This is a genomic window from Mesorhizobium sp. B2-3-13 (assembly GCF_006442195.1).
Classification (GTDB): domain Bacteria; phylum Pseudomonadota; class Alphaproteobacteria; order Rhizobiales; family Rhizobiaceae; genus Mesorhizobium; species Mesorhizobium salmacidum.
Genome location: NZ_VFVQ01000020.1, coordinates 104495 through 126551, shown reverse-complemented (window position 1 = coordinate 126551; position 22057 = coordinate 104495). Strand labels below are relative to the sequence as shown.

The following is a 22057-nucleotide window of genomic DNA, read 5'->3' as shown; positions in this document are numbered from 1 at the left end:
TGTGGGTGGTCAGCGACGCGGCCCGCGAGGCGATCGACCTGATCGAACGCGCGGTCGAAAAGCGCCAGGTGCTGACCATCGACTACTCGGACGAGGCCGGCCGCGGCACCGCGCGCGATATCAGGCCGCTCGGCCTGTGGTTCTGGGGCAAGGTGTGGACGCTGGTCGCCTGGTGCGAGATGCGCGATGATTTCCGCGCTTTCCGCATCGACCGCATCGCCTCCGTGGTCATCGCCGGCCGAATCTTCAAGCCGGAGCGCGGCAAGCAGCTTGCCGATTTCTACCGGGCGGTGGAGCGCAGCGAGGATTACGGCATGGCGCCGGATCGCGCGGCGCGAAGCTGAGATTTGCCGGACCGTACAAAAAAGTCCGCTCGAAGCGGGCTTTTTTGTTGCGTAGGCGAAAAGCCTATTCCTCGTCGTCCCTGTCGGTATCCTTCGACTTGAGCGCCGACAGCTTGGCGAAGACGGCGTTGGCGTCGAGCTCCGCATCCTCGTCCTTCGGCTTCTCCGGCGCCGGCACCAGCCGCTCGGTCAATGCCGCCGGCAGCAGCGTGTCGCCGACCGGCTGCGCCTGCTCGCGGCCACGCGAGGCGCGGTTGACTTCCATGTCGAGGTCGATCTGCGAGGCGAGGCCCAGCGTCACCGGGTCCATCGGTTGAAGGTTGGCCGAATTCCAGTGCTTGCGTTCGCGGATCTGCTCGATCGTCGACTTGGTGGTGCCGACGAGGCGCGAAATCTGCGCGTCCTTGAGTTCGGGATGGTTGCGCACCAGCCACAGGATGGCATTGGGCCGGTCCTGGCGCTTCGACAGTGGCGTGTAGCGCGGACCCTTGCGCTTGGATTCCGGCACCCGCACCTTGGGGTCGGAAAGCTTCAGGCGCTGGTTCGGGTCTTTCTCGGCGCGCGCGATCTCGTCGCGGGTCAGCTGGCCGGTCATGATCGGGTCCATGCCCTTGATGCCTTGCGCCGATTCGCCGTCGGCGATCGCCTTGACCTCGAGCGGGTGCAGCCCGCAGAACTGCGCGATCTGCTCGAAGGAAAGCGCGGTGTTGTCGACCAGCCAGACGGCGGTCGCCTTGGGCATCAGCAGCGTATTGGCCATGTGCAAAATCCTTCTCGTTCGCCCGCGTTCCCGCGCGGGCGGTGGTTTAGGGCCACCAAAATGGGAAATTCGCGGCCTGTATAACCGTTCCAGACTGCTTTCGCAACGTTTTTGGAAGAGCTGGGACGACGTGGCCAACCAAGGCACGCGGTGGCGGCTAACAAGCGTGGCCGGCCGCTAAAGATCCGACAGTCGGCATTTGCCGATTGTCCATGACATGGCGTTCCTCCAGCTTGCGCGCCGCCCTGCCACCGCATTTGCCGCGGATCGCCATGGCATGTCACGCCGAAGCCGAGATGAATCCGAAGCCCCAAAAGACAAAACCCGCCGGACGGGGTCCAGCGGGCTTGGAACCGGCGACGACAAGCGTCCGCGGCGGCTCTGCATTGCGACCCCTGCCTTGCGGCGGGTCGCGCTTGCAATCAGATCGCCTGACGGGCGATCCGCTCGATGTCGCCGCGGTTGATGCCGAGGTCGCTGAGCTGACGTGCGTTGAGGCGGTTCAGTTCGCGAACGGTCTCGTTGTACATGCGCCAGTTACGGAAAGCACGGATCGGGTTCATGGTAGTCCTCCTGAATTGGGTTCGTTTCGATGATGCTCAAATAGTGATCATCGAGCGGGACTTGAACAGCCGATTTTGCATAGCAATGATGCAAATGCTGCATTGCACCATTAAGCTTCTGTTCATCCTGTAGGCAGGGGCGAAGGGCGTTGGCCAGACCGTGTCGAGATCCGGTCAGGCCGGGCCGAAAATGCTGGCGTCCTAGCCGACGTCGAGCACGATCTTGCCGATATGCTCGCCCTCCTCCATCCGCTCATGCGCACGCCAGGCGTCGGTGAGCGGGTAGATCATGTCCATGACGGGCGCCACCTTGCGCGCGCTCAGCAGAGGCCATACTTGCGCCTCCAGCACCGCCGCGATCGCGGCCTTGAATTCGACGCTGCGCGGCCTCAGCGTCGAACCCGTATGGGTCAGCCGCTTGACCATGACCTTGGAAAAGTCGGCGCTCGCCACCGCGCCGGCCTGGACGGCGATCTGCACGATGCGGCCCTCGACAGCGGCGGCCTCGTAGTTTCGCTGGATATAATCGCCACCGACCATGTCGAGGATGACGTTGGCGCCCCGGCCTTCGGTCGCCTCTTTGACCGCGGCGACGAAATCCTGCTCGCGGTAATTGATCGCGCGGTCGGCACCGAGCTTCAGGCAGGCGTCACATTTCTCCTGGGATCCGGCGGTGGTGATGACATAGGCGCCGAAGGCCGAGGCGAGCTGGATCGCCGTAGTGCCGATGCCGGACGAGCCGCCATGGACGAGCAGTGTCTCACCCTTCTTGAGTCCGCCGCGCTCGAACACATTGTGCCAGACGGTGAAGTAGTTCTCCGGCACCGCCGCCGCTTCCGTGTGGGTGAAACCCGCCGGCAGCGGCAGAACGCTGCCTGCATGAACCCTAGCATATTCGGCATAGCCGCCGCCGGGCGTGAGCGCGCAGACCCGGTCGCCGATGCGCCAGCGCGATATCTCGTCGCCAAGAGCGGCCACTTCTCCCGACACCTCGAGGCCCGGCAGGTCCGATGCGCCGGGCGGTGGCGGATAGGCGCCCTTGCGCTGCTGGACGTCGGGCCGGTTGACGCCGGCGGCATGGACCTTGATCAGGATTTCTCCGGGGCCGGGCAGCGGCACGTCGCGCGTTTCCGGCTTCAACACCCGGGGGCCGCCCGGCTCCGAGATCGCGATCGCCGTCATCCGTGCCGGAATTTTCTGTCCGCTCGCCATGAAGTTTCCCGTCTTTCCTCGCCGCACTCTTACCGGCTGTTTGCATCGACACCCCTGCCCTATGTATGCTCATTGGCAAATCAGGCAAATGGCCAATCTGGTCTGGCGGAGGAGGAGCAACGATGGCGATCTTCGACGACGAACCCGAGAAGAAGGCACGTCCGCACGAGATCGGGCAAGACCTGTCGCTGCTTTCCGTCGGTGAACTGTCCGAACGCATCGGCATCCTGCGCGACGAGATCGCCCGCCTGGAGGCCGAACTCAAGACCAAGGACAATACCAAGTCGGCCGCCGAGGCGCTGTTTCGCCGCGGATAATTCGCTGAGGTAACCGCCCGCCGCCGAAAAGCCCGAATGCGACTGTCTTCAAACCTGCGTCCCTCCCAGTCCAGCCGGATCAAAAAATGCTCGCAGCCTACAGACCGATCCTTTCCCTGCTTCGCGGCACCGCCTTCCTTCTGGCGGCATCGGGACTGCACGGGCTGCTGTTGCCTCTGCGCGGTCAGGTGGAAGGATTCTCGACCGCTTCGCTTGGCCTGATGGGCACGGCCTGGGCCGGCGGCTTCGTCACCGGCTGTTTCTTTGCGCCGCGCATCGTGCGCCGCGCCGGACATGTGCGCGCCTTCGGCGCCTTTGCCGCGTCCGGCGCCATCGTGGCGCTGCTGACGGGCCTTGTCATCGACGAGTATGTCTGGATCCTGCTACGGGCCTTCACCGGTTTTACCATGGCCGGCGCCTTCATGGTCATCGAGAGCTGGCTGAACGAGAAGGCCACCAACGAGAACCGCGGCACCGTCTTCGGCCTCTACATGATGGTCACCTATGCCTCGATTATGGGCGGACAGATGATCGTCGCCGGCGGCGACGTGAAATCGGCGTCGCTGTTCATGATCACAGGCATCCTGTTCTGCCTGTCGCTCATTCCGACCGCTGTCTCGACGGCCTCGCATCCGAAGCCGCTGCAGGACGTCAAACTCGACGTCAAGGGGCTCTACGCCAACTCTCCCGTGTCGGCGATTGCCTGCCTCTTGATCGGCATCGCCAATGGCGCCTGGGGCACGCTTGGCGCGGTCTACGGAGCCCGCATCGGCATCCCTACTGCCGAGATCGCCTTGATGATGAGCCTTGTGGTCGTCGCCGGTGCCGCCATGCAGCTTCCGGCCGGGCGTCTCTCCGACAAGACCGACCGGCGTTTCGTGCTGGCCGGTGCCGCTTTCGGCGCGGCGCTGTTTGCGCTTCTCATCTTCCTGTTCGAGCCGCGCTCCGCAGTCTTCGTCCTCGTCTTCACCGCCGCCTACGGCGCTTTCGCCTACACGCTCTATTCGATTGCCGTGGCGCATGCCAACGACCACGCGCGCTCCGAGGATTTCGTCAAGGTATCGGGCGGCCTGCTGCTGCTCTACGGCTTCGGCACCATGATCGGGCCGTTGCTGGCGGCGGCCCTGATGGGCTGGATGCGGCCGGAGGGCCTGTTCCTGGCGACCGCCTTGGCGCATCTGTCCCTGGCTGGCTACACGCTGCTGCGCATCAGCCGCCGCGCTCCGGTGCCGATCGAGGATCGCGATGCCTTCAAGACGCAGCCTGCCGACCGTTCGGTGACCCCCGAAGCATTGCGGCTTGATCCGAGAAGAAAAGCAGAAGCAAACAGTTGAGATTTGAAAAACTTTGCCTCACAAATGAGGCATGATGTTTTCCGACGCCTTCATGGCGATCGCCGATCCCAATCGGCGCCATCTTCTGGAAGAACTTCGACGCGGTCCGAAGACCGTCAACGAATTGGCGGCCGGGCTGCCGGTCTCCCGTCCGGCCGTGTCACAGCATCTGAAAGTGTTGCTCGATGCCGGACTGGTCAACGCCAAGGCTGAAGGCACGAGGCGTGTCTATACGGTGAGCAATGCCGGCTTCCTGAGACTCAACATCTGGCTCGATCAATTCTGGGAAGCCTGATCATTTCTAATGCATGTCGCGCAAAAGTGATCTCGGTTTTGCGACAACGACACGCATCGGGCAAAGACCTGAGGCGCGTCGCAAATATCCTTTTCGACGCGACGCGCTTTAGCCGCGGTACCCGCGCTGTCTAGCTCTCGGCCAGGAAGTCGCCGCGCCGATCCAGCCGGCGTTCCCATGAGAGGCGCCGCTCGTTGATCCAGTGCTCGGCCGCTCGCAGTGCCTTCCGCTCGATCTGGCAGGTGCGCACCCGCCCGACCTTCTGTGTGCGCACGAGACCGCTCGCCTCCAGGAGATTGAGGTGCTGGACGACCGCCGACAGCGACATGGCCAGCGGCTCGGCCAACTGGCTCACCGAGGCGGGGCCGCGTGACAGCCGGTCGACCATCTGCCGCCGCGCCGGATCGGCGAGCGCCTGAAACATCAGGTCGAGCTGGGCGGGATCATGCAGCATCGCGATCAGCCGTTGTTGTAGGGGAAGAGCTTGAAGTAGGGCTGCGCCTCCTCGATCACCCTGATGAAGGCGGCGCGCTGCAGCAGGCGGTCGTGATAGCGCTTCACGGCAGGATATTTGTCGCCGAACGGCTCGACCTTGTTGGCGTAGAAGAGCGCCGGAGACGCCGCGCAATCGGCCATGGTGAAGGCATCGCCCACAGCCCATTCTCTCGATTGCATCTCCTGTTCGATGATGGCGTAGGAATTGCGCAACTGGCCGCGCGCCTGCTCGACACCGAATGGATCAGTCTTGTCCTGCGGCCGCAACCTGTCGCCGACGATCTTCTGCATCGGCTCCTGCACATAGAAATCATAGAAGCGGTCGGCCTGTCGGACCGCCAGCGCCATGTCGATGTCGGCGGGAACGAGGTCGACCGGTCCCGGATAGTGCGCGGCCAGATACTCCACGACAATGGTTGATTCCAGCACCGTACGGTCACGCGCGTCGTCGCGCAGCGCCGGCATCTTGCCGGTCGGCGAAACCTTCAGGAAGGTCGCGCGCGATCGCTCGTCGCCGAGATCGACAATGACCGGCGAAAAAGGCGTGGCGTTCTCATAGAGCGCGATCAGCGGCTTCCAGCAGAAGGAGGCCAGCGGATGGAAATGCAGCGTCAGGGACATTCTTGTGCTCGTCTGTTTCTGCAACAACACTGAATCATCTGCTTAACTATTTCGGTGAGCCTTGCTCATCAAGGCTGACCCGCGAAGTCTCAGCTGGATCGGACGTGCGCGACGATAGCGGCTTCCATGTCAGGCCAGTCGTCCGGATGCAGTTCGTGACCGCCGCCTTCGACGCGAAGGAGTTTCGCGCCGGCAACAGCTTGGGCCAGGGCTTCGCCATGCTCGACCGGAAAGATCGGATCCGACGTGCCGTGGATGACCAGCAATGGCGCCTTCATCTCGTGCAGGCGGCCCTTCCACTGATCCGTGCCCTTGAGCATGAAATGATTGGTGGCGCTCAGGAAGCCGCCGGACCTGATATAATCCCGTTCGATGAACGCTCTCATCCGCTCCTCGTCGAACGGATGGGCGGTGCTGGCGATTGCCCGCGCATCCCTGATCATGAAATCGATGACCTGGCGGCGGTCCGCCCAATCGACTTTGGCACCATCGGCCGAATGCTCCAAATAGGCGTCGGTCGTCCGCGGCAAATGCGAAGTGTCGGTCCCCACGGGCGAACTGCTGATCACCGTCAGCGATGCGACACGGGAGGGGTGCTTGAGCGCGACGAGTTGCGCGATCATGCCGCCCATCGACATGCCGACGACATGGGCCTTGCCGATGCCGTGGCTGTCGAGAACGGTCATCGCGTCGTCGGCCATGTCGTCGAAAGTGTAGGGCGGCTGTCCCACCGGATATTTGGTTGACCGGCCGGTGTCGCGATTGTCGTAGCGGATCACGTATAGGCTGGCATGCGCCAGCTTCCGGCAAAACGCCTCCGGCCACCAAAGCATCGAGGCCATAGCGCCCATGATAAGCAGCAGTGCCGGACCCGCTGGATCGCCGAAGGTTTCGGATATGATCTCGGGACGGTCTTTGGTTGTCATCTCATGGCCTCCTCTTCTGCTTGCATTTTGCAATCGGTTGCACGATAATAAAACCGATACGATAATGCAATCGGTTTTGTGGAGAAAATGGAATGACCCTCGATCGCCGGTCCGGCTGCCCGATCAACCTCTCGCTGGAGGTGTTCGGCGACCGCTGGAGCCTGATCATCCTGCGCGACATGATTTTTGGCGGCAGGCGCCATTTTCGTGAACTGCTCAACGGGTCGATGGAAGGCATTGCCTCCAACATCCTCGCCGACCGGTTGAAGCGGCTGATGGAGCTCGGCATGCTGACCAAGGCGGACGATCCTTCGCACAAGCAGAAGGCGATCTACAGCCTCACCGAGATGGCCATCACGCTGGTGCCGATCCTGGCCCATCTCGGCGCCTGGGGCCGGGTCTGGCTGCCGACCAGCGAGGAACTTTCGATCCGCGCCGAACTCCTGGAAAAGGGCGGACCGCCAATGTGGGAGAAATTCATGGCCGAGTTGCGCCATGAGCACCTCGGCACCCCCCTCGATACAGCGCCCGGCCCCTCTGTCCGCGCGACGCTGCAGGCCGCCTATGAAGCGGTGGTTGCCGAAAAGGCCCTCAACGCCAGCCCGGCCGCCTGACCAACTATTTTCCCCGTTGAAAGGCCGGCTCTGCTACAAAGGATGGAAATCACACTTCACGGGATTGGATACGCTCTTGGTTGAGAACTCTAGGGACACTGCCCGCGCGCGTGCCGATCTGCGCTTCAAGAAGCAGGAAGAGGCGGCGACGGTCCGTCAGAAGGCCATGGCCGAGTACGTCGCCGAGAGCGACGCCCGCAAGGCCAAGACCGACAAGCTGCGAGCGCTGCGGCTCGCCAAGGAAGCCGAAGATCTAGCCAACACGCCTGCCGCCCCCGCCAAGAAGCCGGCCCGCGCCAAGAAAAAGTAACGCCCCGCCTTTCCGCCAATGCCTCGTCCTGAATCGAGCGGTCGTGACGCCGTCGGACAGGTGCGCCTTGATCCCGCGGCTTCACAGGAAGCAATTTCAACCGAAACAGGGATTGCCTGGTCCGGCTGGCCGGCGATGATTGGGCTGTTCAACAGGAGATTGCCATGACCGCGCTGTCGCTCGAAAAAGCCGTCGAGATCATCAATGCCGCCTTCGCCAGGGGCACCGATCTCAAGCTCAAGCCGCTCGGCGTGTCGGTGCTCGACGCCGGCGGACACCTGGTTGCCTTCCAGCGCCAGGACGGCGCCTCGTTCCTGCGCCCGCAAATGTCGGCCGGCAAGGCTTATGGCGCGCTGGCGATCGGCATGGGCTCGCGCAAGGTCGAGGCCTTCGCCAAGGAGCGCCCACATCTGGTTGCCGGTATTTCCGACGTTTCGGGGGGACGGGTGCTGCCGGTCGTCGGCGGCGTGCTGATCCGCGACAAAGCCGGCACCATCATCGGCGCCGTCGGTATCTCCGGCGACACGTCAGACAATGACGAGGCAGCCGCGATTGCCGGCATTGAAGCCGCCGGCTTCACCGCTGATCCGGGCTGAGCCTCAGTTCAAATTGATGTCGCGACTGGCCGACCGCATCGACACCGCGAACCCGGCCAGCACGTCGAACAGGGAGATGATCATCAGCGTGAAGAAGATGGAATGCGCGGCACCCTTCACCAGCAGGAACTCGACCAGGAAAGCAACGAAGACAAGCGTCGACAACAGATGGTCCATGATCGAGGCGGTGGTCGTGCGCGCCGACTTGACCATTTCAAGGAACAGAAAAATCAGCCCGATCAGCACGATCAGGTCGCCGAGCGTCATCGAGAACACCCCGCCCGACATCATGCGGAACGAGAACATCTCGCTCGCCCACGGATCGTCGCCGCCGCCGAATATACCGAGCAGGCCGAGATTGTAGAGCACGAAAGGCACGATCAAAAGCGGGACGGCACCGAACATCTGGCGTCTCCATATGGGGGCACCTTCTGTAGAATGCTCCACAGGCACGGCGTCAAGATTTTTCGTGCACGGCCGCAAACACGGTCGAAGACCGGATGCAACAACCATGTCAGCCGTTTGCCCGGCCGACATGAAAAAACGAGAGACGAAAACTCGGCGCTTGAAGTAGCCGGCGCGCACGCCGCACCAAACGCAAAAGACCAGCCAGAGGCCGGTCTTTTGCAACTCTAACCTTCGAAAAAAGCTGGGCTCAGCTTTCCTTGGGCGTCAGCACCTGGCGACCGCGATACATGCCGGTCTTCAGGTCGATGTGGTGCGGGCGGCGCATTTCGCCGGAATTCTTGTCCTCGACATAGGTCGGGGCCTTGAGGGCGTCGGCCGAGCGGCGCATGCCGCGCTTGGACGGAGAGGTTTTGCGTTTCGGAACGGCCATGGATATGCTCCACTACATGGTCAAAAGCCCCGCCCGCCCTCGTGAAAGGGCCATGTCGGGGCCTAAATCTGAGAAAGTCGGGTGCCTATACACGCCTGACACCGTTTTGGCCAGCACTGTGGTGAATCTTTTTTGTACGGCTAGTCCAGACAGCCGACATAAGCGCCTGAGCGCCCGGCGCGCCGCTCGATCAGGTTGGCAAGCCGTCTGAGGCCCGGTCCGGGTTTTGCCGGATTGCGGGCGATCGGGTTTGGCAGAGTGACGGCGAGAAGGGCCGCCTGCCGGCGCGACAACTGCTTTGCGGAAATGCCGAAATGGTGCTGCGCCGCCGCCTCGATGCCGTAGATGCCCGGCCCCCATTCGGCGATGTTGAGATAGATCTCCATGATGCGCCGTTTCGACATCACCGCGTCGAAGTAGACGGCCAGCGGCAGTTCGACGACCTTGCGCACCGAGCCCAGCGGCCTTGACCAGAGGAAGAGGTTCTTCACCGTCTGCATGGTGATGGTCGAGGCGCCGCGCGTCGCCTCGCCGGCCAGCGCATCGTCGACGACGCCCCTGAGCTCGCCAAGATCGACGCCGCGGTGGAAACAGAACTGCCCATCCTCCGACATGATGACCGAATGGGCGAGCACGGGTGCCACGTCATCAATGGAAACCCAGCGCCGGTCGTAGCCGGAGAAGGTCGCCAGGTCCTTCAGCATCAGCATCGATACCGGGTGCACGAAGAACGGCAGGTAGAGAAAGGTCAGCACCACCGGGATAAGCGCCAGCACGGCGGCCACGACGATGCCACGCCGGACCCAGCGCCTGAGACTGCGACGGTTCACGCCTCGCGATCTCGTCGCCATGTCCAGCTTTTCGGTCTCATGATCGACGATCGGTTCCGCCAAGCCGCCCAACCCGTACTTCTCCTTGCTCCGGCATAATGGCGCTTGCCTTCTTGCGCAACGTCTGAGTGTCGGCTACCGGTCCCGGCCATGACGAATGAGGACGAAATGGCGTTCGAAATGGCGCTCATCAGGCGCGCGGCCGCCGCCGAGGTGATGCTGCGCCGGTTGCTCGACGACCGTCCGCTATCGGGCGAGATCGCGCGGCCCGATCGCCTGATGGCGGCGATGCGCCATGGCGTGCTGAACGGCGGCAAGCGCCTTCGCCCCTTCCTGGTCATGGAAAGTGCGGCACTGTTTTCCGCCGATGGTGAAGCCGCGCTGCGCGTCGCGGCGGCACTCGAATGCGTGCATTGCTATTCGCTGATCCATGATGACCTGCCGGCAATGGACGATGATGACCTGCGCCGCGGTCAGCCGACCGTGCACAAGGCCTTTGACGAGGCCACCGCCATCCTGGCCGGCGACGCACTGCTGACGCTCGCCTTCGATATCCTCGCCGGCGAAGCGACCGCGCTGCCGGCCGAGCGGCGGTGCGCGCTGGTGCTGGCGCTGGCCCGCGCCGCCGGGGCCGGTGGCATGGTCGGCGGCCAGAAGCTTGATCTCGAAGCCGAGCTGGTGCGACCGGACGAGGCCGGCATCATCCGGCTGCAGGCGATGAAGACCGGCGCCTTGATCCGCTTCGCCTGCGAGGCGGGTGCAATCCTGGCCGGCGCACAGCCGGATGACCGGGAAAGGCTGGCCGAGTTCGGGTCAGCGATCGGCCTAGCCTTCCAGCTCGCCGACGACCTGCTGGATCTGACGGCCGACGCCAAGCAGATGGGCAAGGCGACCGGCAAGGATGCCGCCGCGGGCAAGGGTACGCTGGTAGCCTTGCACGGCGCGGATTGGGCACGCAAGCAGCTCGACGGTCTCGTCGGCCAGGCGCACGCGTTGCTCGAACCCTATGGCGAAAAGGCGGCCCTGCTGAAGGCCGCCGCGACCTTCGTGGCAACCCGCAACAGCTGACGGAAGGCCCATATCGGGTTGCACATTGCACCTGTGGTTGTGCCAACGAAATCTTAATGTAAATGAAGCGTAATCCCAATTCTTAGAATGCGTATGTGTTGGGGTTGCGCATGCCGGAATATTCTTCTTTCATCCGGTCCGTCCGGATACGCTATCTTTCAGGATTGTTGGTTTTCGCGCTGGCTTCGGCCGCCATCATGGGTGCGCTCAATCGCGTCAATTCCTTGCGCCATGAAATCGATGCGCTGAGCAGCAATCTCGTCGTTTTCACCCGCGACCTGCGCAACGCCACCAGCTTCGCCGAGACAACCAGTTCCGCCTGGCGGATCGAGACGCGCGATGCGCTGACGGCTTCGGCACGCGACCATTCCGAGCGTCTGACCGGCGAGATCGAGGCACTGACCGCCCAGTTCGCGGCGATACGTCAGCGCCTGTCTGCCAAGACCGTCAACGAACTGGCAGCCGCTTCCGTCAACGGCGATCTGTTCTGGTCGCCGCGTGACATGGTTCGCAACTTCAATCTGATGTCGGTGGCGCAAAAGACCGATGAATGGAGCCCTCGCGAAATCCGCAACCAGAACGACCTGTTCGTTCAGCCCATGCTGGTGCGGGTCCGCACCGCGATGGACGAGGAACGCCATCTGGCGGACGCCTCCAGCGACCGGCTGCTTTTGTGGGCGAGCGGCCTGTTGTTCGCCGTCCTGGCCATTGTCGCCTTCTGGATCTTCCGGCCGATGGAACAGGCGATCCGCCGCGCTTTTGCCCAGTCGGCCGAATCCTTGTTCAAGGCCGAGGCGGCCGACCGCGCCAAGTCGGAATTCCTGGCCAATATGAGCCACGAGATCCGCACGCCGATGAACGGCGTGCTCGGCATGGCCGAATTGCTGGCCAAGACCGAGTTGAACCCGCGCCAGAAGACCTTCACCGACGTTATCGTCAAATCAGGCAACGCGCTTCTCACCATCATCAACGACATTCTCGATTTCTCGAAGATCAATGCCGGGCAGCTGACGCTCGACCCTGCTCCTTTCCGCCTCTCGGAAGCGGTGGAGGATGTGGCGACGCTGGTCTCGGCGCGCGTCGCCGAGAAGAACCTGGAACTTATCGTGCGCGTCGACCCCAGGCTGCCGGCCCATGTCGTTGGCGACGCCGGCCGCTTTCGGCAGATCGTCACCAACCTGGTCGGCAATGCGGTTAAATTCACCGAGAAGGGCCATGTGCTGATCGATGTCGGCGGCGAAACCGTCAACGACGTCGTCCAGCTCAAGCTGCGCGTCGAGGACACCGGCATCGGCATCCCGGCCGAGAAATTGCAGAACGTGTTCGAGAAGTTCGCCCAGGTCGATGGCTCCTCGACCCGCCGTCACGAAGGCACCGGCCTTGGGCTCGCCATCGCCGCCCGTCTCGTCGACCTGATGGCCGGCAAGATCGGCGTCGAGAGCGAGATCGGCCGCGGCTCCGTCTTCTGGTTCGCCGTGCCGCTGCCGGTCCACCGTGCCGAGGCGCGCGATGCTATCGTGCCGGTGGACGTCACCGGCGCGCGCGTTTTGGTCATCGATGACAATCCGGTCAACCGCGAGATCCTGCTGGAACAGCTCAGAAGCTGGAGCTTCGACTGCGCCGCCGCCGAAAGCGGCGCGGTAGGCCTCGCCTTCCTCGATCGCGCCTGCCAACTCGGCGCCAGCGTCGACTGTATCATCCTGGATTATCAGATGCCCGGCATGAACGGCGCCGATGTCGCCCGGGCCATCGCCGCCGACAGCCGGCTGTCCACCATCCCGGTCGTTATCCTGACCTCGGTCGACCAGGTCGATTTCGGCAAGATGATCATCGACTTCGGCATATCGGCGCATCTGACCAAGCCGGCGCGGTCGGCGGTCCTGCTCGGCACCGTCATCTCGGTCATCCAGAAGGCGCGTTCGCAGGCCGGCAAGGCGCAGTTCATTCGCGAGCCGGTCCAACCGATGCCCCAGCCGGCTCCGCCGGCCTTCACGGTTATCCGTGGCCCGGCCGTACCGGTCGCGGCAGTGCCAGAATCGAATGCGGCGCCGAACAGCCCGATCGACATCCTCATCGCCGAGGACAATGACGTGAACCAGATGGTGTTCGGCCAAATCCTCAATGGGCTTGGCTTGAGCTACCGCATCGCCGGCAATGGCCGCACCGCGGTCGAGATGTACCGGTCGCTGCACCCGAGGCTGGTTCTGATGGACGTCTCGATGCCGGAAATGAACGGTTATGAGGCGACACGCGCCATCCGGACGATCGAAGCTTCGTCCGGCGGCCACATCCCGATCGTCGGCGTCACCGCGCATGCGCTGAAGGGCGACCGCGACAAGTGCATCGAGGCCGGCATGGACGACTATCTGCCCAAGCCCGTTTCGCCCGATCGCCTCGGCGCCAAGATCGGCACCTGGCTCAGCGAGACGGTGGTGGCCAAGACCGCCTGACCACCCATCAACGCCTCAGACGGCTGCGTCCAGATGAAAGCGGCGCATCCAGTCCAGGCTCGTCTCGTCGGCGAGCTTGGCGACGCCGGGCCTGACATGCCGGACATCCGGTGCCCGGACGCCCAGGGCTTCGCAGATGCGCAGCAGTGCCACGGCCGGCTCGGCGGCAAGGTGCTCATAGCCGATCCGCAATGGCGCTATGCCCTGTTGCGCGAACCAGATGCTCCAGGCGCCATCATAGGCTTCCAACTCTTCGACCTCACCCTTGATGCGCTCGAAATCATAGTGAGGTTCCCTGGCAGGCCCTACCCTTTCGATTTCGGTTCCGTCGGGAGCGATATGCCAAAGACCGGTTTGCCGGGCTTTGACCAGGGAGACGGCCTGCGCGAGCTTGTTTTCGCGCGACAGGTGTATGTAGAGGACACGGCCAAAAGCCCTCTCGAAACGCGCTTTGTCCGACGCAAGCTCCGGAAAAATCCGGTCGAGTATCGCCGAAAGCTCGCCCAGGTTCTCCCGCATCAGGCGCAAGCCGAAGATTTCAGTATCGCCCTTGCCGGCACCGATCGCCGCATTGAGATAGGCAAGCTGGAATTCAAGCTCGCCCATCGTGTCGCGAGCGGGCAGTCCCCAATCCTCGGCCCACTCCGACACATCCTGCCGCCGGTAGAATGAGTGGGGGTCACCGGTCGTTCCGGTGGCCGCCAGCAGCTTGCACAGCAGGGTGCTGCCGGTTCTGGGCGTGCAGCAGATGATGTATCCGTCGAACATGGGCGCTCGCGATGACAGGGCTGCTGCCCAAGGAGAGATGGTGGCCGCCCTATAGCTGAAATTGTTGCTGGATGCGACGGGCGCCGTCTTCAGGCCTTTACCGGTTGCGCACCACCACGCAGGCGCCACCGACGCTTTGCAGTTTCTGGCAGATGACATTGGCCGCAGTTCGGTCGTCGATCCCGATCCTGACGGCGTAGATGCCGCGCCGGCCGATCGGCGTGCGCACCCGGCTCACCACCGGATCATGCCCGGCAAGCAGGGCCGGAAAACGGCCCCGCACCCTGAGCCATTGGCTGATCGCGGCGCTGCGGCGGAAATTGCCCGCCACCTGGACGCCCCATGGCTTGATGTTGATCGAGGCCATCGCCACCGTTCTCGACATGATCACCGGCAGCTTGCGGCAGGCGACCGCGAAATCCAGCTTGCCGTCGAGTGGCTCGACTTTTCCGGCATAGGCCCGGTCCGTGAACTTGTCGACCGGCTCGCCCATCACGTCGAAGACATAGCTTTCCGTCTCCATCGGCAGGAAGCCGCCGGAATTCAGCCAGCGCGACACCCGGCTCTCGCCGGCATTGTAGGCGGCGGCAGCCAGACCAAGATTGCCATAGCTGGTCTTCATTTCGGCGAGATATCTAGCCGACGCCGGGATCGCCTGGTTGATATCGAAGGAATTTTCCAGCCCCCGCATCTTGGCGGTGCCCGGCATGAACTGGGCGATGCCCTCGGCGCCGACAGGGCTCACGGCGTTGGGATCGAACCGGCTTTCCTTCCAGATCAGGCGGGCGAAGAAATCCCGGGGCAGGCCGTTCTGGTCGGCATGCGCCTGGATCAGGTTACAGACCTTCTCGATCAGCCGCTGCTTGGCCGATTGCGGTGGATCGGCCTGGGCAAGCGTCGACCAGGCCATGCCGCACAGGAAAATCAGCGCCGCCCACGGGAAACGCCGCATCTGGCTACTCTGCCGCGGCCTTGCCGCCCTGACCGAACCTCTGTTCGATATAGTCGGCGACCATTTTCTCGAAATCCGCCGCGATCGACGGCCCGCGCAGCGTCGCCGCTTTCTTGCCGTCGACGAAGACAGGCGCGGTCGGCGTCTCGCCGGTGCCGGGCAGCGAAATGCCGATATCGGCATGCTTGGACTCACCCGGGCCGTTGACGATGCATCCCATCACGGCGACCTTGAGGTTCTCGACGCCCGGGTATTTCTCACGCCACACCGGCATGTTCTTGCGCAGGTCCGCCTGGATGTTCTGCGCCAGTTCCTGGAACACGGTGGAGGTGGTGCGGCCGCAGCCGGGGCAGGCCGCGACGATCGGCACGAACTGCCGGAAGCCCATGGTCTGCAGCAGTTCCTGCGACACCTGCACCTCGCGGGTGCGGTCGCCATTGGGCTCCGGCGTCAGCGAGATGCGGATGGTGTCGCCGATGCCTTGCTGCAGGAGGATGCCCATCGCGGCGGAAGAAGCGACGATGCCTTTGGAGCCCATGCCGGCTTCGGTGAGGCCGAGATGCAGCGCGTGATTGGAACGGGTGGCGAGTTCGGTGTAGACGGCGATCAGGTCCTGCACGCCACTGACCTTGGCCGACAGGATGATTTTTTCGCGGCTAAGGCCAATCTCTTCGGCCATCTCGGCCGACAGGATCGCCGACTGTACGATCGCTTCTCGCGTGACTTCCTGCGCGGTCAGGGGGAAACCGTTGTCCTGGTTGTCGTCCATCAGCCGGGTCAACAGTTCCTGGTCGAGCGAGCCCCAGTTGACGCCGATGCGTACCGGCTTGTCGTGCTTGATCGCCATTTCGACGATATCGGTGAACTGCCGGTCCTTCTTGTCCTTGAAGCCGACATTGCCGGGATTGATGCGGTACTTGGCCAGCGCCACGGCGCATGCCGGATGGTCGGCCAAAAGCTTGTGGCCGATATAATGGAAGTCGCCGACCAGCGGCACATCGATGCCGAGCCGCAACAGGCGTTCGTGGATACGCGGCACGGCGGCCGCACTCTCGTCGCGGTCGACGGTGATGCGCACGATCTCGGAACCGGCGCGGTGCAGCGCCGCGACTTGCGCGACCGTCTGGTCGATATCGGCCGTGTCGGTATTGGTCATCGACTGTACGACGACGGGCGCGCCGCCGCCGACGACCACACCGCCGACATCGACGCCGACCGAGGTGCGGCGGGGGAAAGGAAAGGAAAAATATCCGGTCATGCCGGCAGCCTTTTGTCTCTGGAGCGCCATGCGTCTCTCTGGAGCGCTATGCGTCTCTCTGAAGCCCGTGCGTCCGCTTGGACGCACAAGCCGGGTCCGATGCGCTGAAGTCCGGGCATGAGGTGGAGGAGCAAAGGTGGCTTGTCAATGGCGACAGGTCGCCACTGGCAGCAATTGATCCCCGCCGGGGGTGAACAGCACGCCGACCTGACGGCGGCCGGGCACAAATGAGCCTGAAGGATATTAGCTTCGACTTATGGAATCGCTGAAATTAAAACCACTGCACCGGCGGCAGGTGCCGCCGGCAAGGAAGACCGCCAGTGGTGAGCGGCTATGTCAGGTGAGCGTCAATGCGAGGTTGGTTGCGCCCTCAGTTTCTCAATCGCATCCTTGAGTGCCAGCTTGCGTCGCTTGAGATTTACGATGTCGAGATCGTCCACCGACGGGTGGTTCATCGCGTCATCGATTTCGCGTTCGATGTCGCCGTGTTTCCGCTGCAACTCATCAAGATGGGATGCAAGAGACATGATTGGTTCTCCCTTTCATGGTTTCCTCGATTGCAGCCGTCAAAGGCACGTCCACCGCAGGTCGCATCTGTGACGGCACAATGACAGTGTGCCACCATCAGGCAGCGATGTCGAATGCTGCGTGGTAGCATTCCACGACAACGTGAAATGTGATATGGGCTGCGCGCCGGTGGCAGAAATTGCCGCCCCCGCCCAACCAAGCCCAGTTTTGGGCGCCGCAGACGTGCAGACGGTAGAGAATGTCCGATCAGGAACAGGCCGATACTCGCCTCGAATTTTCCCGGCTGAAGCAGGAACACGCCGATTTCGATGCCGCGATCAACGCGATGATCGCCATGAATTGCGACCCGCTGCAGATCCAGCGCATGAAAAAGAAGAAGCTGGCCCTCAAGGACCGGCTGATGAAGCTGGAAGACAAGATCATTCCAGACATCATCGCCTGAGACGGAACCGGCCCGCGCTCGCCGGCACTTTCCGCCTATCCGCCAATCGAAAGCCCGGCGGCGCGGCCGCGCAGCAGGCCGATGAGATCGGCGGTCCGCTCCTCCGACGTGTCGATCGGAACCACCAGGCACATCGTTGCCTCGACCTTGCCTGGCGCTGAAAAGACCGGCACGGCGAGGCATTTCGTATAGGCGTCGACCAGACCCGAGGTGACGCAGTAGCCGGTCACCCCTGCCTTTGCGATGTCGGCGATGAAATCCTCGAGCCGCAGCTTGCGGCCGTCGGGCAGCACGAGATCGTCGTCCGACACCATGGCTTCGATCGCTGCCCTATCCAGCCCCGCAAGCAGCAGCCGGCCCGAGGCGGTCCAGGGCAGCGGTATCTGCAGGCCGGTGGCCGAACTGATGCGGAACGGCCTGGTGCCGGGGCTGGAGTGGACGATCGTGTAACGGCCGCTCTGCAGCATGCACAGTTCCGAGGTCTCGCCGGTCTCGCGCGACAGATGATCGACCTCCTGGCGCCCGCGCCGCAACAGGTCGTTGCCGCGCACATAGTCCATTCCGTAGAGGTAGAGCTTCTTGCCGAAATAGACGCGGTTGCCATCGCCGGCCATTTCCAGCAGCCCGGCATCGACCAGTGACCGCACCAGCGTGTAGGTCGTCGAACGCGGCGCATTGACCCCCTTGGCGAGATCGCCAATGCCGATCGCACGCTGCGTCGTGTGAAGAAACTCCAGGATCTCCAGGACCCGGTTGAGACCCTTTTCACGGGAGCCCGGCGTCTTCTCGTCGGCTGAAACAGCCAAAACACTACCATCTTGCATTGTCGATTCCCGGTGTTAGTATCTGTCTTGTACAGGATACATGCGTCTCTTGTAAGGGACAATCTTTGATAGTCGCTGTCGCGTGCATGGCCTGTGCATAGGGGAACACAACACGAAAGGAGGTCGCCGTGAACGACACATCCGGAAGACGTGATTTTCTGAAATTGGGAATGGCGGGACTTGCGACGGCAGGCGTTCTGGCAACCGTCGATGCCCAGAAGGCCGCAGCGCAAGCCGCATCCGACAGCCTGCTGCGCACCGTGCTCGACCGCGGCAAGCTGATTGTCGGCACCGGCAGCACCAACGCACCCTGGCATTTCGAGAACGATGCCGGCGAACTGGTCGGCATGGACATCACCATGGGCCGCATCCTCGCCAAGGGCCTTTTCGACGATCCGACCAAGGTCGAGTTCGTCATGCAGGATCCGGCGCAGCGCATTCCCAACGTCACCACCAACAAGGTCGACATCACCATCCAGTTCATGACCATGACGGCCCAGCGCTCGCAGCTGATCAATTTCTCCCGACCCTACTATGTCGAGGGCGTTGCCTTGCTGACGCTGCCGACCGCCGAGAACAAGACCTTCGACAAGCTGCTCGCCGGCGGTTCGGCGACCCGGATTTCCATCCTGCAGAATGTCGACGCCGAAAGCTCGGTCCACTACGCCCTGCCACAGGCGCAGGTGCTGCAGATCGACACTCAGGCCAACGTGCTGCAGGCGCTTGAATCCAAGCGCGCCGACGCTGCCGCTGTCGACCTGTCCACCGTTCGCTGGCTCGCCTCGCGCAATCCCGACAAGTATTTCGATGCCGGCAAGAGCTGGTATTCGATGCTTTACGGCGCAGCACTTCGGCAAGGCGATCTCGACTGGCTGACCTTCGTCAACCAGACCTTCACCATCGCCATGTTCGGCCATGAATCAGCGCTCTACGACGCAGCCTTCAAGGACTATTTCGGCCAGGAACCGCCGGCGCGTCACCCCGGCTTCCCGGTCATCTGATCCCGGATTGCGGAAGGGCGGCATTCCAGTCCTTCCGCAATCGACTCGACGCCCTTCACACCGAGGCGGATGCATGGGCTATGCCCTCAATTTCAACCTGATCTGGCGGCATTTCGACAAGCTCTGGGGCGGCCTGCTGCTCAGCCTCGAACTTGCCGTGATCTCGATCGCCATCGGCGTCGTCATCGGTCTGGTGCTCGCGGTCTGGTATGTCTCGGCCGGACGCGTGGTGCGGGCGGTGATCGCGGCTTACGTCGAATTCATCCGCAACGTGCCGCTGATCCTGCTGGTCTATCTCGTCTTCTACGGCCTGCCGACCGTGGTCGACCTGGCCTACAGCGCACCAACCTCATTTGTGCTGACCCTGTCGGTCTATAGCGGCGCCTATCTGGTCGAGGTGTTTCGCTCGGGCCTCGAGGCTGTCCCGCGCGGACAGCTCGACGCCGGCAAGGCGATCGGCCTGACGCCTTGGCAAAGGCTGCTTCATGTGCGCCTGCCGACCATGCTGCGCATCACGCTGCCGGCGCTCTCCAACACCTTCATCTCGCTGTTCAAGGACACCTCGATCGCCTCGGTCATCTCGGTGCCGGAACTCACCTTCGGCGCCCAGTGGATCAACTTCAACACCTTCCGCATCGTCGAGGTCTACTTGGTCACCACCGCCATGTATCTGGTGACGGGCTACATCTTGCTTTTTGGACTGCGGCTCGTGGAGCGCCGGTTCAGGGCGGCGCGCTGACATGCTGAGCCAGATCCTCTACGCACTGCCCTTCCTTGCCGCAGGCTTCGCCGTGACCTTGTGGGTCTCGCTGCTGGTCGTGGTTCTGTCGCTCATCGCCGGCGTCCTGCTGGGCGTTGGCCTGGTCTACGGGCCAATGCCGCTGCGCTGGGCGGTGCGCATCTTCTCGGACACCATTCGCGGCATTCCGATCCTGGTGCTGATGTTCTTCGTCTATTACGGCCTGCCCGCGATCGGGCTGCATCTGCCGTCGTTCTGGGCCGCGGTTTCCGCGCTCACTCTGTTCAAGACGGCGCAGGTCATCGAGTATCTCAGGGGCGCGGTCGGCTCGATTCCGAAGGGACAGTCCGAGGCCGCGATGGCGATCGGGCTGACCTTTCGCCAACGGCTCACCTACGTCATCTTTCCGCAGGCCTTCAGGCGCTTCCTGCCGCCCTGGATCAATGGGGTCACCGACGCGGTCAAGGGCAGCGCACTGGTGTCGCTGCTCGGCATCACCGACTTGATGCAGGCGATCAACCAGGTCATCGGCCGTACCTATGAAGCGATGCCGCTCTATATACTGGGCGCGCTCATCTATTTCGCGGTCAACTACGCACTCTCGCTCGCCAGCCGGCGGCTCGAGCAGCGTTTCTCCTTCATCCGGGATTAGCACGATGTCCGAAGCCCAAAACGCCGGTCCGGTACTGCTCGACGTGCGCGACGTCTCAAAAGCCTTCGGCACCGTCGAGGTGTTGCGCTCCGTCAGCCTTCAGGTGAAGCGCGGCGAGGTGGTGACTGTCATCGGCCCTTCCGGCAGCGGCAAGACCACCCTGCTGCGCTGCGTCAACTTCCTCGAAAGCTACGACAGCGGCTCGATCCGCATCGATGGCAACGAGGTCGGCTACCGCGAGGCCGGAACGCGCCAGCGCCGCAGCGAGCGCGATCTTGCCGCCATGCGTGCCGAGACCGGCATGGTGTTCCAGAGCTTCAACCTGTTCCCTCACCTGACAGCGGCCGGCAACATCATGTTGGGCCTGACCAAGGTGCGGGGAAAGATCGAGGCCGAAGCGCGATCGATCGCAGAACACTGGCTCGGCCGCGTCGGCCTCGCCCACAAGGCCGACAGCCTGCCGGCTGAACTCTCCGGCGGCCAGCAGCAGCGCGTCGGCATCGCCCGCGCCGTGGCCATGGAACCGAAGATCCTGCTGCTCGACGAGATTACCTCCGCCCTCGATCCCGAACTGGTCGGCGAGGTGCTGGCGGTGGTGCGCAGCCTGGCCGAGGACGGCATGACCATGCTGATGGTGACCCACGAAATGGCCTTCGCCCGCGACGCTTCGAGCCGCATCGTCTTCATGGCCGACGGCGGCGTCAGCGCCGTCGGGCCGCCGAGGGAGATCCTCGCGACGGAGACCACCAACGAGCGCCTCCGCACTTTCCTGGCGCGCTTCCGCGCCTCGCACTTCTAAACTCAGGCGGCCAGGCCGCCCAAGGAGCCTTCATCCATGACGCCTTATATCAGGCTCGCCGAACTCGGCCTGACGCTGCCCGAGCCGCCGACGCCGATCGCCAACTTCGTCACCCATGCCGAGAGCGGCCGGTTGATATTCCTCTCCGGCCAGGGGCCGCTGCGCGCCGACGGCACACTTTGCACCGGCAAGGTCGGGGAGGATGTGACGGTCGAGCAGGCCTATCAGCATGCCCGGCTGACCGGGCTCAACCTGCTTGCCGTCATGCATGCCGCCGCCGGCGATCTCGGCCGCATTGTGCGCGTCGTCAAGCTGCTCGGCTTCGTCAATGCGACGCCGACCTTCAGCGACCATCCAAAGGTGGTCAATGGCTGTTCGGACCTGTTCGCTAATGTCTTCGACAAGATCGGCGGCCACGCGCGCTCGGCGATCGGCGTCGGCTCGCTGCCTGGAAACATCACCGTCGAAATCGAAGCGGTCGTCGAGATCGCCGCCTGACCTGCCACCCACGGGATTTGCTC

General features: G+C 63.2%; 28 protein-coding genes and 1 pseudogene. 15 read left to right on the top strand and 14 right to left on the bottom strand.

The genetic code is table 11. The features are described 5' to 3' along the window. The coding region (locus FJ941_RS22775) for a WYL domain-containing protein (RefSeq protein ID WP_127388676.1) at positions 1 to 344 on the top strand (344 nt) is incomplete at its 5' end. A gap of 64 nt (positions 345 to 408) precedes the next feature. Here FJ941_RS22775 and FJ941_RS22770 read toward each other — a convergent pair. The 3 genes from FJ941_RS22770 to FJ941_RS22760 all read right to left on the bottom strand — a co-directional run bounded on the left by FJ941_RS22770 (position 409) and on the right by FJ941_RS22760 (position 2879). Then, on the bottom strand, positions 409 to 1104 hold the full coding sequence (locus FJ941_RS22770) for a DUF1013 domain-containing protein (protein WP_140509080.1): 696 nt from the start codon (positions 1102 to 1104) through the stop codon (positions 409 to 411). Between the two features lie 422 nt (positions 1105 to 1526). Continuing rightward, on the bottom strand, positions 1527 to 1667 hold the full coding sequence (locus FJ941_RS22765) for a DUF1127 domain-containing protein (protein ID WP_013892619.1): 141 nt from the start codon (positions 1665 to 1667) through the stop codon (positions 1527 to 1529). 201 nt (positions 1668 to 1868) lie between these two features. Beyond that, on the bottom strand, positions 1869 to 2879 hold the full coding sequence (locus tag FJ941_RS22760) for an NAD(P)H-quinone oxidoreductase (protein WP_140509078.1): 1011 nt from the start codon (positions 2877 to 2879) through the stop codon (positions 1869 to 1871). 122 nt (positions 2880 to 3001) lie between these two features. Between FJ941_RS22760 and FJ941_RS22755 the strand changes: the two genes are divergently transcribed. The 3 genes and pseudogenes from FJ941_RS22755 (at position 3002) to FJ941_RS22745 (ending at position 4825) form a co-directional block, all read left to right on the top strand. Continuing rightward, positions 3002 to 3196, top strand: coding sequence for a DUF1192 domain-containing protein (locus FJ941_RS22755; RefSeq protein WP_140509076.1), 195 nt, complete (start codon positions 3002 to 3004; stop codon positions 3194 to 3196). A 74-nt stretch (positions 3197 to 3270) separates the two neighbouring features. Next, positions 3271 to 4530: pseudogene (locus FJ941_RS22750) on the top strand (MFS transporter); the annotation flags it as partial. Between the two features lie 31 nt (positions 4531 to 4561). Continuing rightward, on the top strand, positions 4562 to 4825 hold the full coding sequence (locus tag FJ941_RS22745; protein ID WP_010911936.1) for a metalloregulator ArsR/SmtB family transcription factor: 264 nt from the start codon (positions 4562 to 4564) through the stop codon (positions 4823 to 4825). Positions 4826 to 4955: 130 nt separating this feature from the next. Here FJ941_RS22745 and FJ941_RS22740 read toward each other — a convergent pair whose 3' ends face one another. From FJ941_RS22740 to FJ941_RS22730, 3 genes are all read right to left on the bottom strand, one after another. Then, entirely contained in the window at positions 4956 to 5279 is a 324-nt protein-coding gene (locus tag FJ941_RS22740; protein ID WP_140509072.1) for a metalloregulator ArsR/SmtB family transcription factor, read from the bottom strand. A 5-nt stretch (positions 5280 to 5284) separates the two neighbouring features. Then, the gene (locus tag FJ941_RS22735; protein ID WP_140509070.1) at positions 5285 to 5941 is read right to left on the bottom strand and encodes a glutathione S-transferase family protein; all 657 of its coding nucleotides are present in this window, start codon (positions 5939 to 5941) and stop codon (positions 5285 to 5287) included. An 89-nt stretch (positions 5942 to 6030) separates the two neighbouring features. Beyond that, positions 6031 to 6867, bottom strand: a complete 837-nt coding sequence (locus tag FJ941_RS22730; protein ID WP_140509068.1) for an alpha/beta hydrolase — start codon at positions 6865 to 6867, stop codon at positions 6031 to 6033. Positions 6868 to 6959: 92 nt separating this feature from the next. Between FJ941_RS22730 and FJ941_RS22725 the strand changes: the two genes are divergently transcribed. The 3 genes from FJ941_RS22725 to FJ941_RS22715 all read left to right on the top strand — a co-directional run bounded on the left by FJ941_RS22725 (position 6960) and on the right by FJ941_RS22715 (position 8387). Further along, positions 6960 to 7481, top strand: coding sequence for a helix-turn-helix domain-containing protein (locus tag FJ941_RS22725; RefSeq protein ID WP_140509067.1), 522 nt, complete (start codon positions 6960 to 6962; stop codon positions 7479 to 7481). A 76-nt stretch (positions 7482 to 7557) separates the two neighbouring features. Further along, entirely contained in the window at positions 7558 to 7791 is a 234-nt protein-coding gene (locus FJ941_RS22720; RefSeq protein ID WP_135863133.1) for a hypothetical protein, read from the top strand. Positions 7792 to 7955: 164 nt separating this feature from the next. Then, a complete protein-coding gene (locus FJ941_RS22715; protein ID WP_140509065.1) occupies positions 7956 to 8387 on the top strand; it encodes a heme-binding protein in 432 nt (143 codons plus the stop codon). A 3-nt stretch (positions 8388 to 8390) separates the two neighbouring features. Here the strand turns inward: FJ941_RS22715 and FJ941_RS22710 are convergent, their stop codons facing one another. The 3 genes from FJ941_RS22710 to FJ941_RS22700 form a co-directional block, all read right to left on the bottom strand. Beyond that, entirely contained in the window at positions 8391 to 8792 is a 402-nt protein-coding gene (locus FJ941_RS22710) for a hypothetical protein (protein ID WP_140509063.1), read from the bottom strand. A gap of 250 nt (positions 8793 to 9042) precedes the next feature. Beyond that, positions 9043 to 9225, bottom strand: a complete 183-nt coding sequence (gene rpmF / locus FJ941_RS22705; protein ID WP_008834724.1) for a 50S ribosomal protein L32 — start codon at positions 9223 to 9225, stop codon at positions 9043 to 9045. 140 nt (positions 9226 to 9365) lie between these two features. Next, a complete protein-coding gene (locus tag FJ941_RS22700; protein ID WP_140509062.1) occupies positions 9366 to 10127 on the bottom strand; it encodes a transglycosylase domain-containing protein in 762 nt (253 codons plus the stop codon). A 96-nt stretch (positions 10128 to 10223) separates the two neighbouring features. On the opposite strand from FJ941_RS22700, the gene FJ941_RS22695 reads away from it, so the two are divergent. Both FJ941_RS22695 and FJ941_RS22690 read left to right on the top strand, forming a co-directional pair. Then, positions 10224 to 11123, top strand: coding sequence for a polyprenyl synthetase family protein (locus tag FJ941_RS22695; RefSeq protein ID WP_246673934.1), 900 nt, complete (start codon positions 10224 to 10226; stop codon positions 11121 to 11123). A 110-nt stretch (positions 11124 to 11233) separates the two neighbouring features. Then, positions 11234 to 13573: a response regulator gene (locus tag FJ941_RS22690; protein WP_140509059.1), complete on the top strand. Its 2340-nt coding sequence runs from the start codon at positions 11234 to 11236 to the stop codon at positions 13571 to 13573. A 15-nt stretch (positions 13574 to 13588) separates the two neighbouring features. On the opposite strand, the gene FJ941_RS22685 is transcribed toward FJ941_RS22690, so the two are convergent. The 4 genes from FJ941_RS22685 to FJ941_RS22670 form a co-directional block, all read right to left on the bottom strand. Continuing rightward, on the bottom strand, positions 13589 to 14341 hold the full coding sequence (locus FJ941_RS22685) for a Stf0 family sulfotransferase (RefSeq protein WP_140509057.1): 753 nt from the start codon (positions 14339 to 14341) through the stop codon (positions 13589 to 13591). Between the two features lie 97 nt (positions 14342 to 14438). After that, positions 14439 to 15293 carry a lytic transglycosylase domain-containing protein gene (locus tag FJ941_RS22680; RefSeq protein ID WP_140509056.1) on the bottom strand — a complete coding sequence of 285 codons (855 nt, stop codon included), beginning with the start codon at positions 15291 to 15293 and terminating at the stop codon, positions 14439 to 14441. Between the two features lie 4 nt (positions 15294 to 15297). Beyond that, complete coding sequence (gene ispG / locus FJ941_RS22675; protein WP_140509088.1) at positions 15298 to 16551, bottom strand: flavodoxin-dependent (E)-4-hydroxy-3-methylbut-2-enyl-diphosphate synthase; 1254 nt, start codon at positions 16549 to 16551, stop codon at positions 15298 to 15300. Positions 16552 to 16898: 347 nt separating this feature from the next. Then, the gene (locus tag FJ941_RS22670; protein WP_027141862.1) at positions 16899 to 17078 is read right to left on the bottom strand and encodes a YdcH family protein; all 180 of its coding nucleotides are present in this window, start codon (positions 17076 to 17078) and stop codon (positions 16899 to 16901) included. A 239-nt stretch (positions 17079 to 17317) separates the two neighbouring features. Between FJ941_RS22670 and FJ941_RS22665 the strand changes: the two genes are divergently transcribed. Further along, positions 17318 to 17521, top strand: coding sequence for a YdcH family protein (locus FJ941_RS22665; protein WP_027141861.1), 204 nt, complete (start codon positions 17318 to 17320; stop codon positions 17519 to 17521). Positions 17522 to 17556: 35 nt separating this feature from the next. Here the strand turns inward: FJ941_RS22665 and FJ941_RS22660 are convergent, their stop codons facing one another. Beyond that, entirely contained in the window at positions 17557 to 18345 is a 789-nt protein-coding gene (locus FJ941_RS22660) for an IclR family transcriptional regulator (RefSeq protein WP_027141860.1), read from the bottom strand. 170 nt (positions 18346 to 18515) lie between these two features. Here FJ941_RS22660 and FJ941_RS22655 point away from each other — a divergent pair, with 170 nt between their 5' ends. From FJ941_RS22655 to FJ941_RS22635, 5 genes are all read left to right on the top strand, one after another. Continuing rightward, a complete protein-coding gene (locus tag FJ941_RS22655) occupies positions 18516 to 19346 on the top strand; it encodes a transporter substrate-binding domain-containing protein (protein ID WP_010911956.1) in 831 nt (276 codons plus the stop codon). 73 nt (positions 19347 to 19419) lie between these two features. After that, entirely contained in the window at positions 19420 to 20085 is a 666-nt protein-coding gene (locus tag FJ941_RS22650; RefSeq protein WP_140509054.1) for an amino acid ABC transporter permease, read from the top strand. A gap of 1 nt (position 20086) precedes the next feature. Then, positions 20087 to 20737 (top strand): amino acid ABC transporter permease, encoded by a 651-nt coding sequence (locus FJ941_RS22645; protein WP_140509052.1) that lies wholly within the window; start codon positions 20087 to 20089, stop codon positions 20735 to 20737. Between the two features lie 4 nt (positions 20738 to 20741). Beyond that, a complete protein-coding gene (locus tag FJ941_RS22640; RefSeq protein ID WP_140509050.1) occupies positions 20742 to 21536 on the top strand; it encodes an amino acid ABC transporter ATP-binding protein in 795 nt (264 codons plus the stop codon). 36 nt (positions 21537 to 21572) lie between these two features. Further along, positions 21573 to 22034: a RidA family protein gene (locus FJ941_RS22635; RefSeq protein WP_027141856.1), complete on the top strand. Its 462-nt coding sequence runs from the start codon at positions 21573 to 21575 to the stop codon at positions 22032 to 22034. Positions 22035 to 22057: the final 23 nt, after the last annotated feature.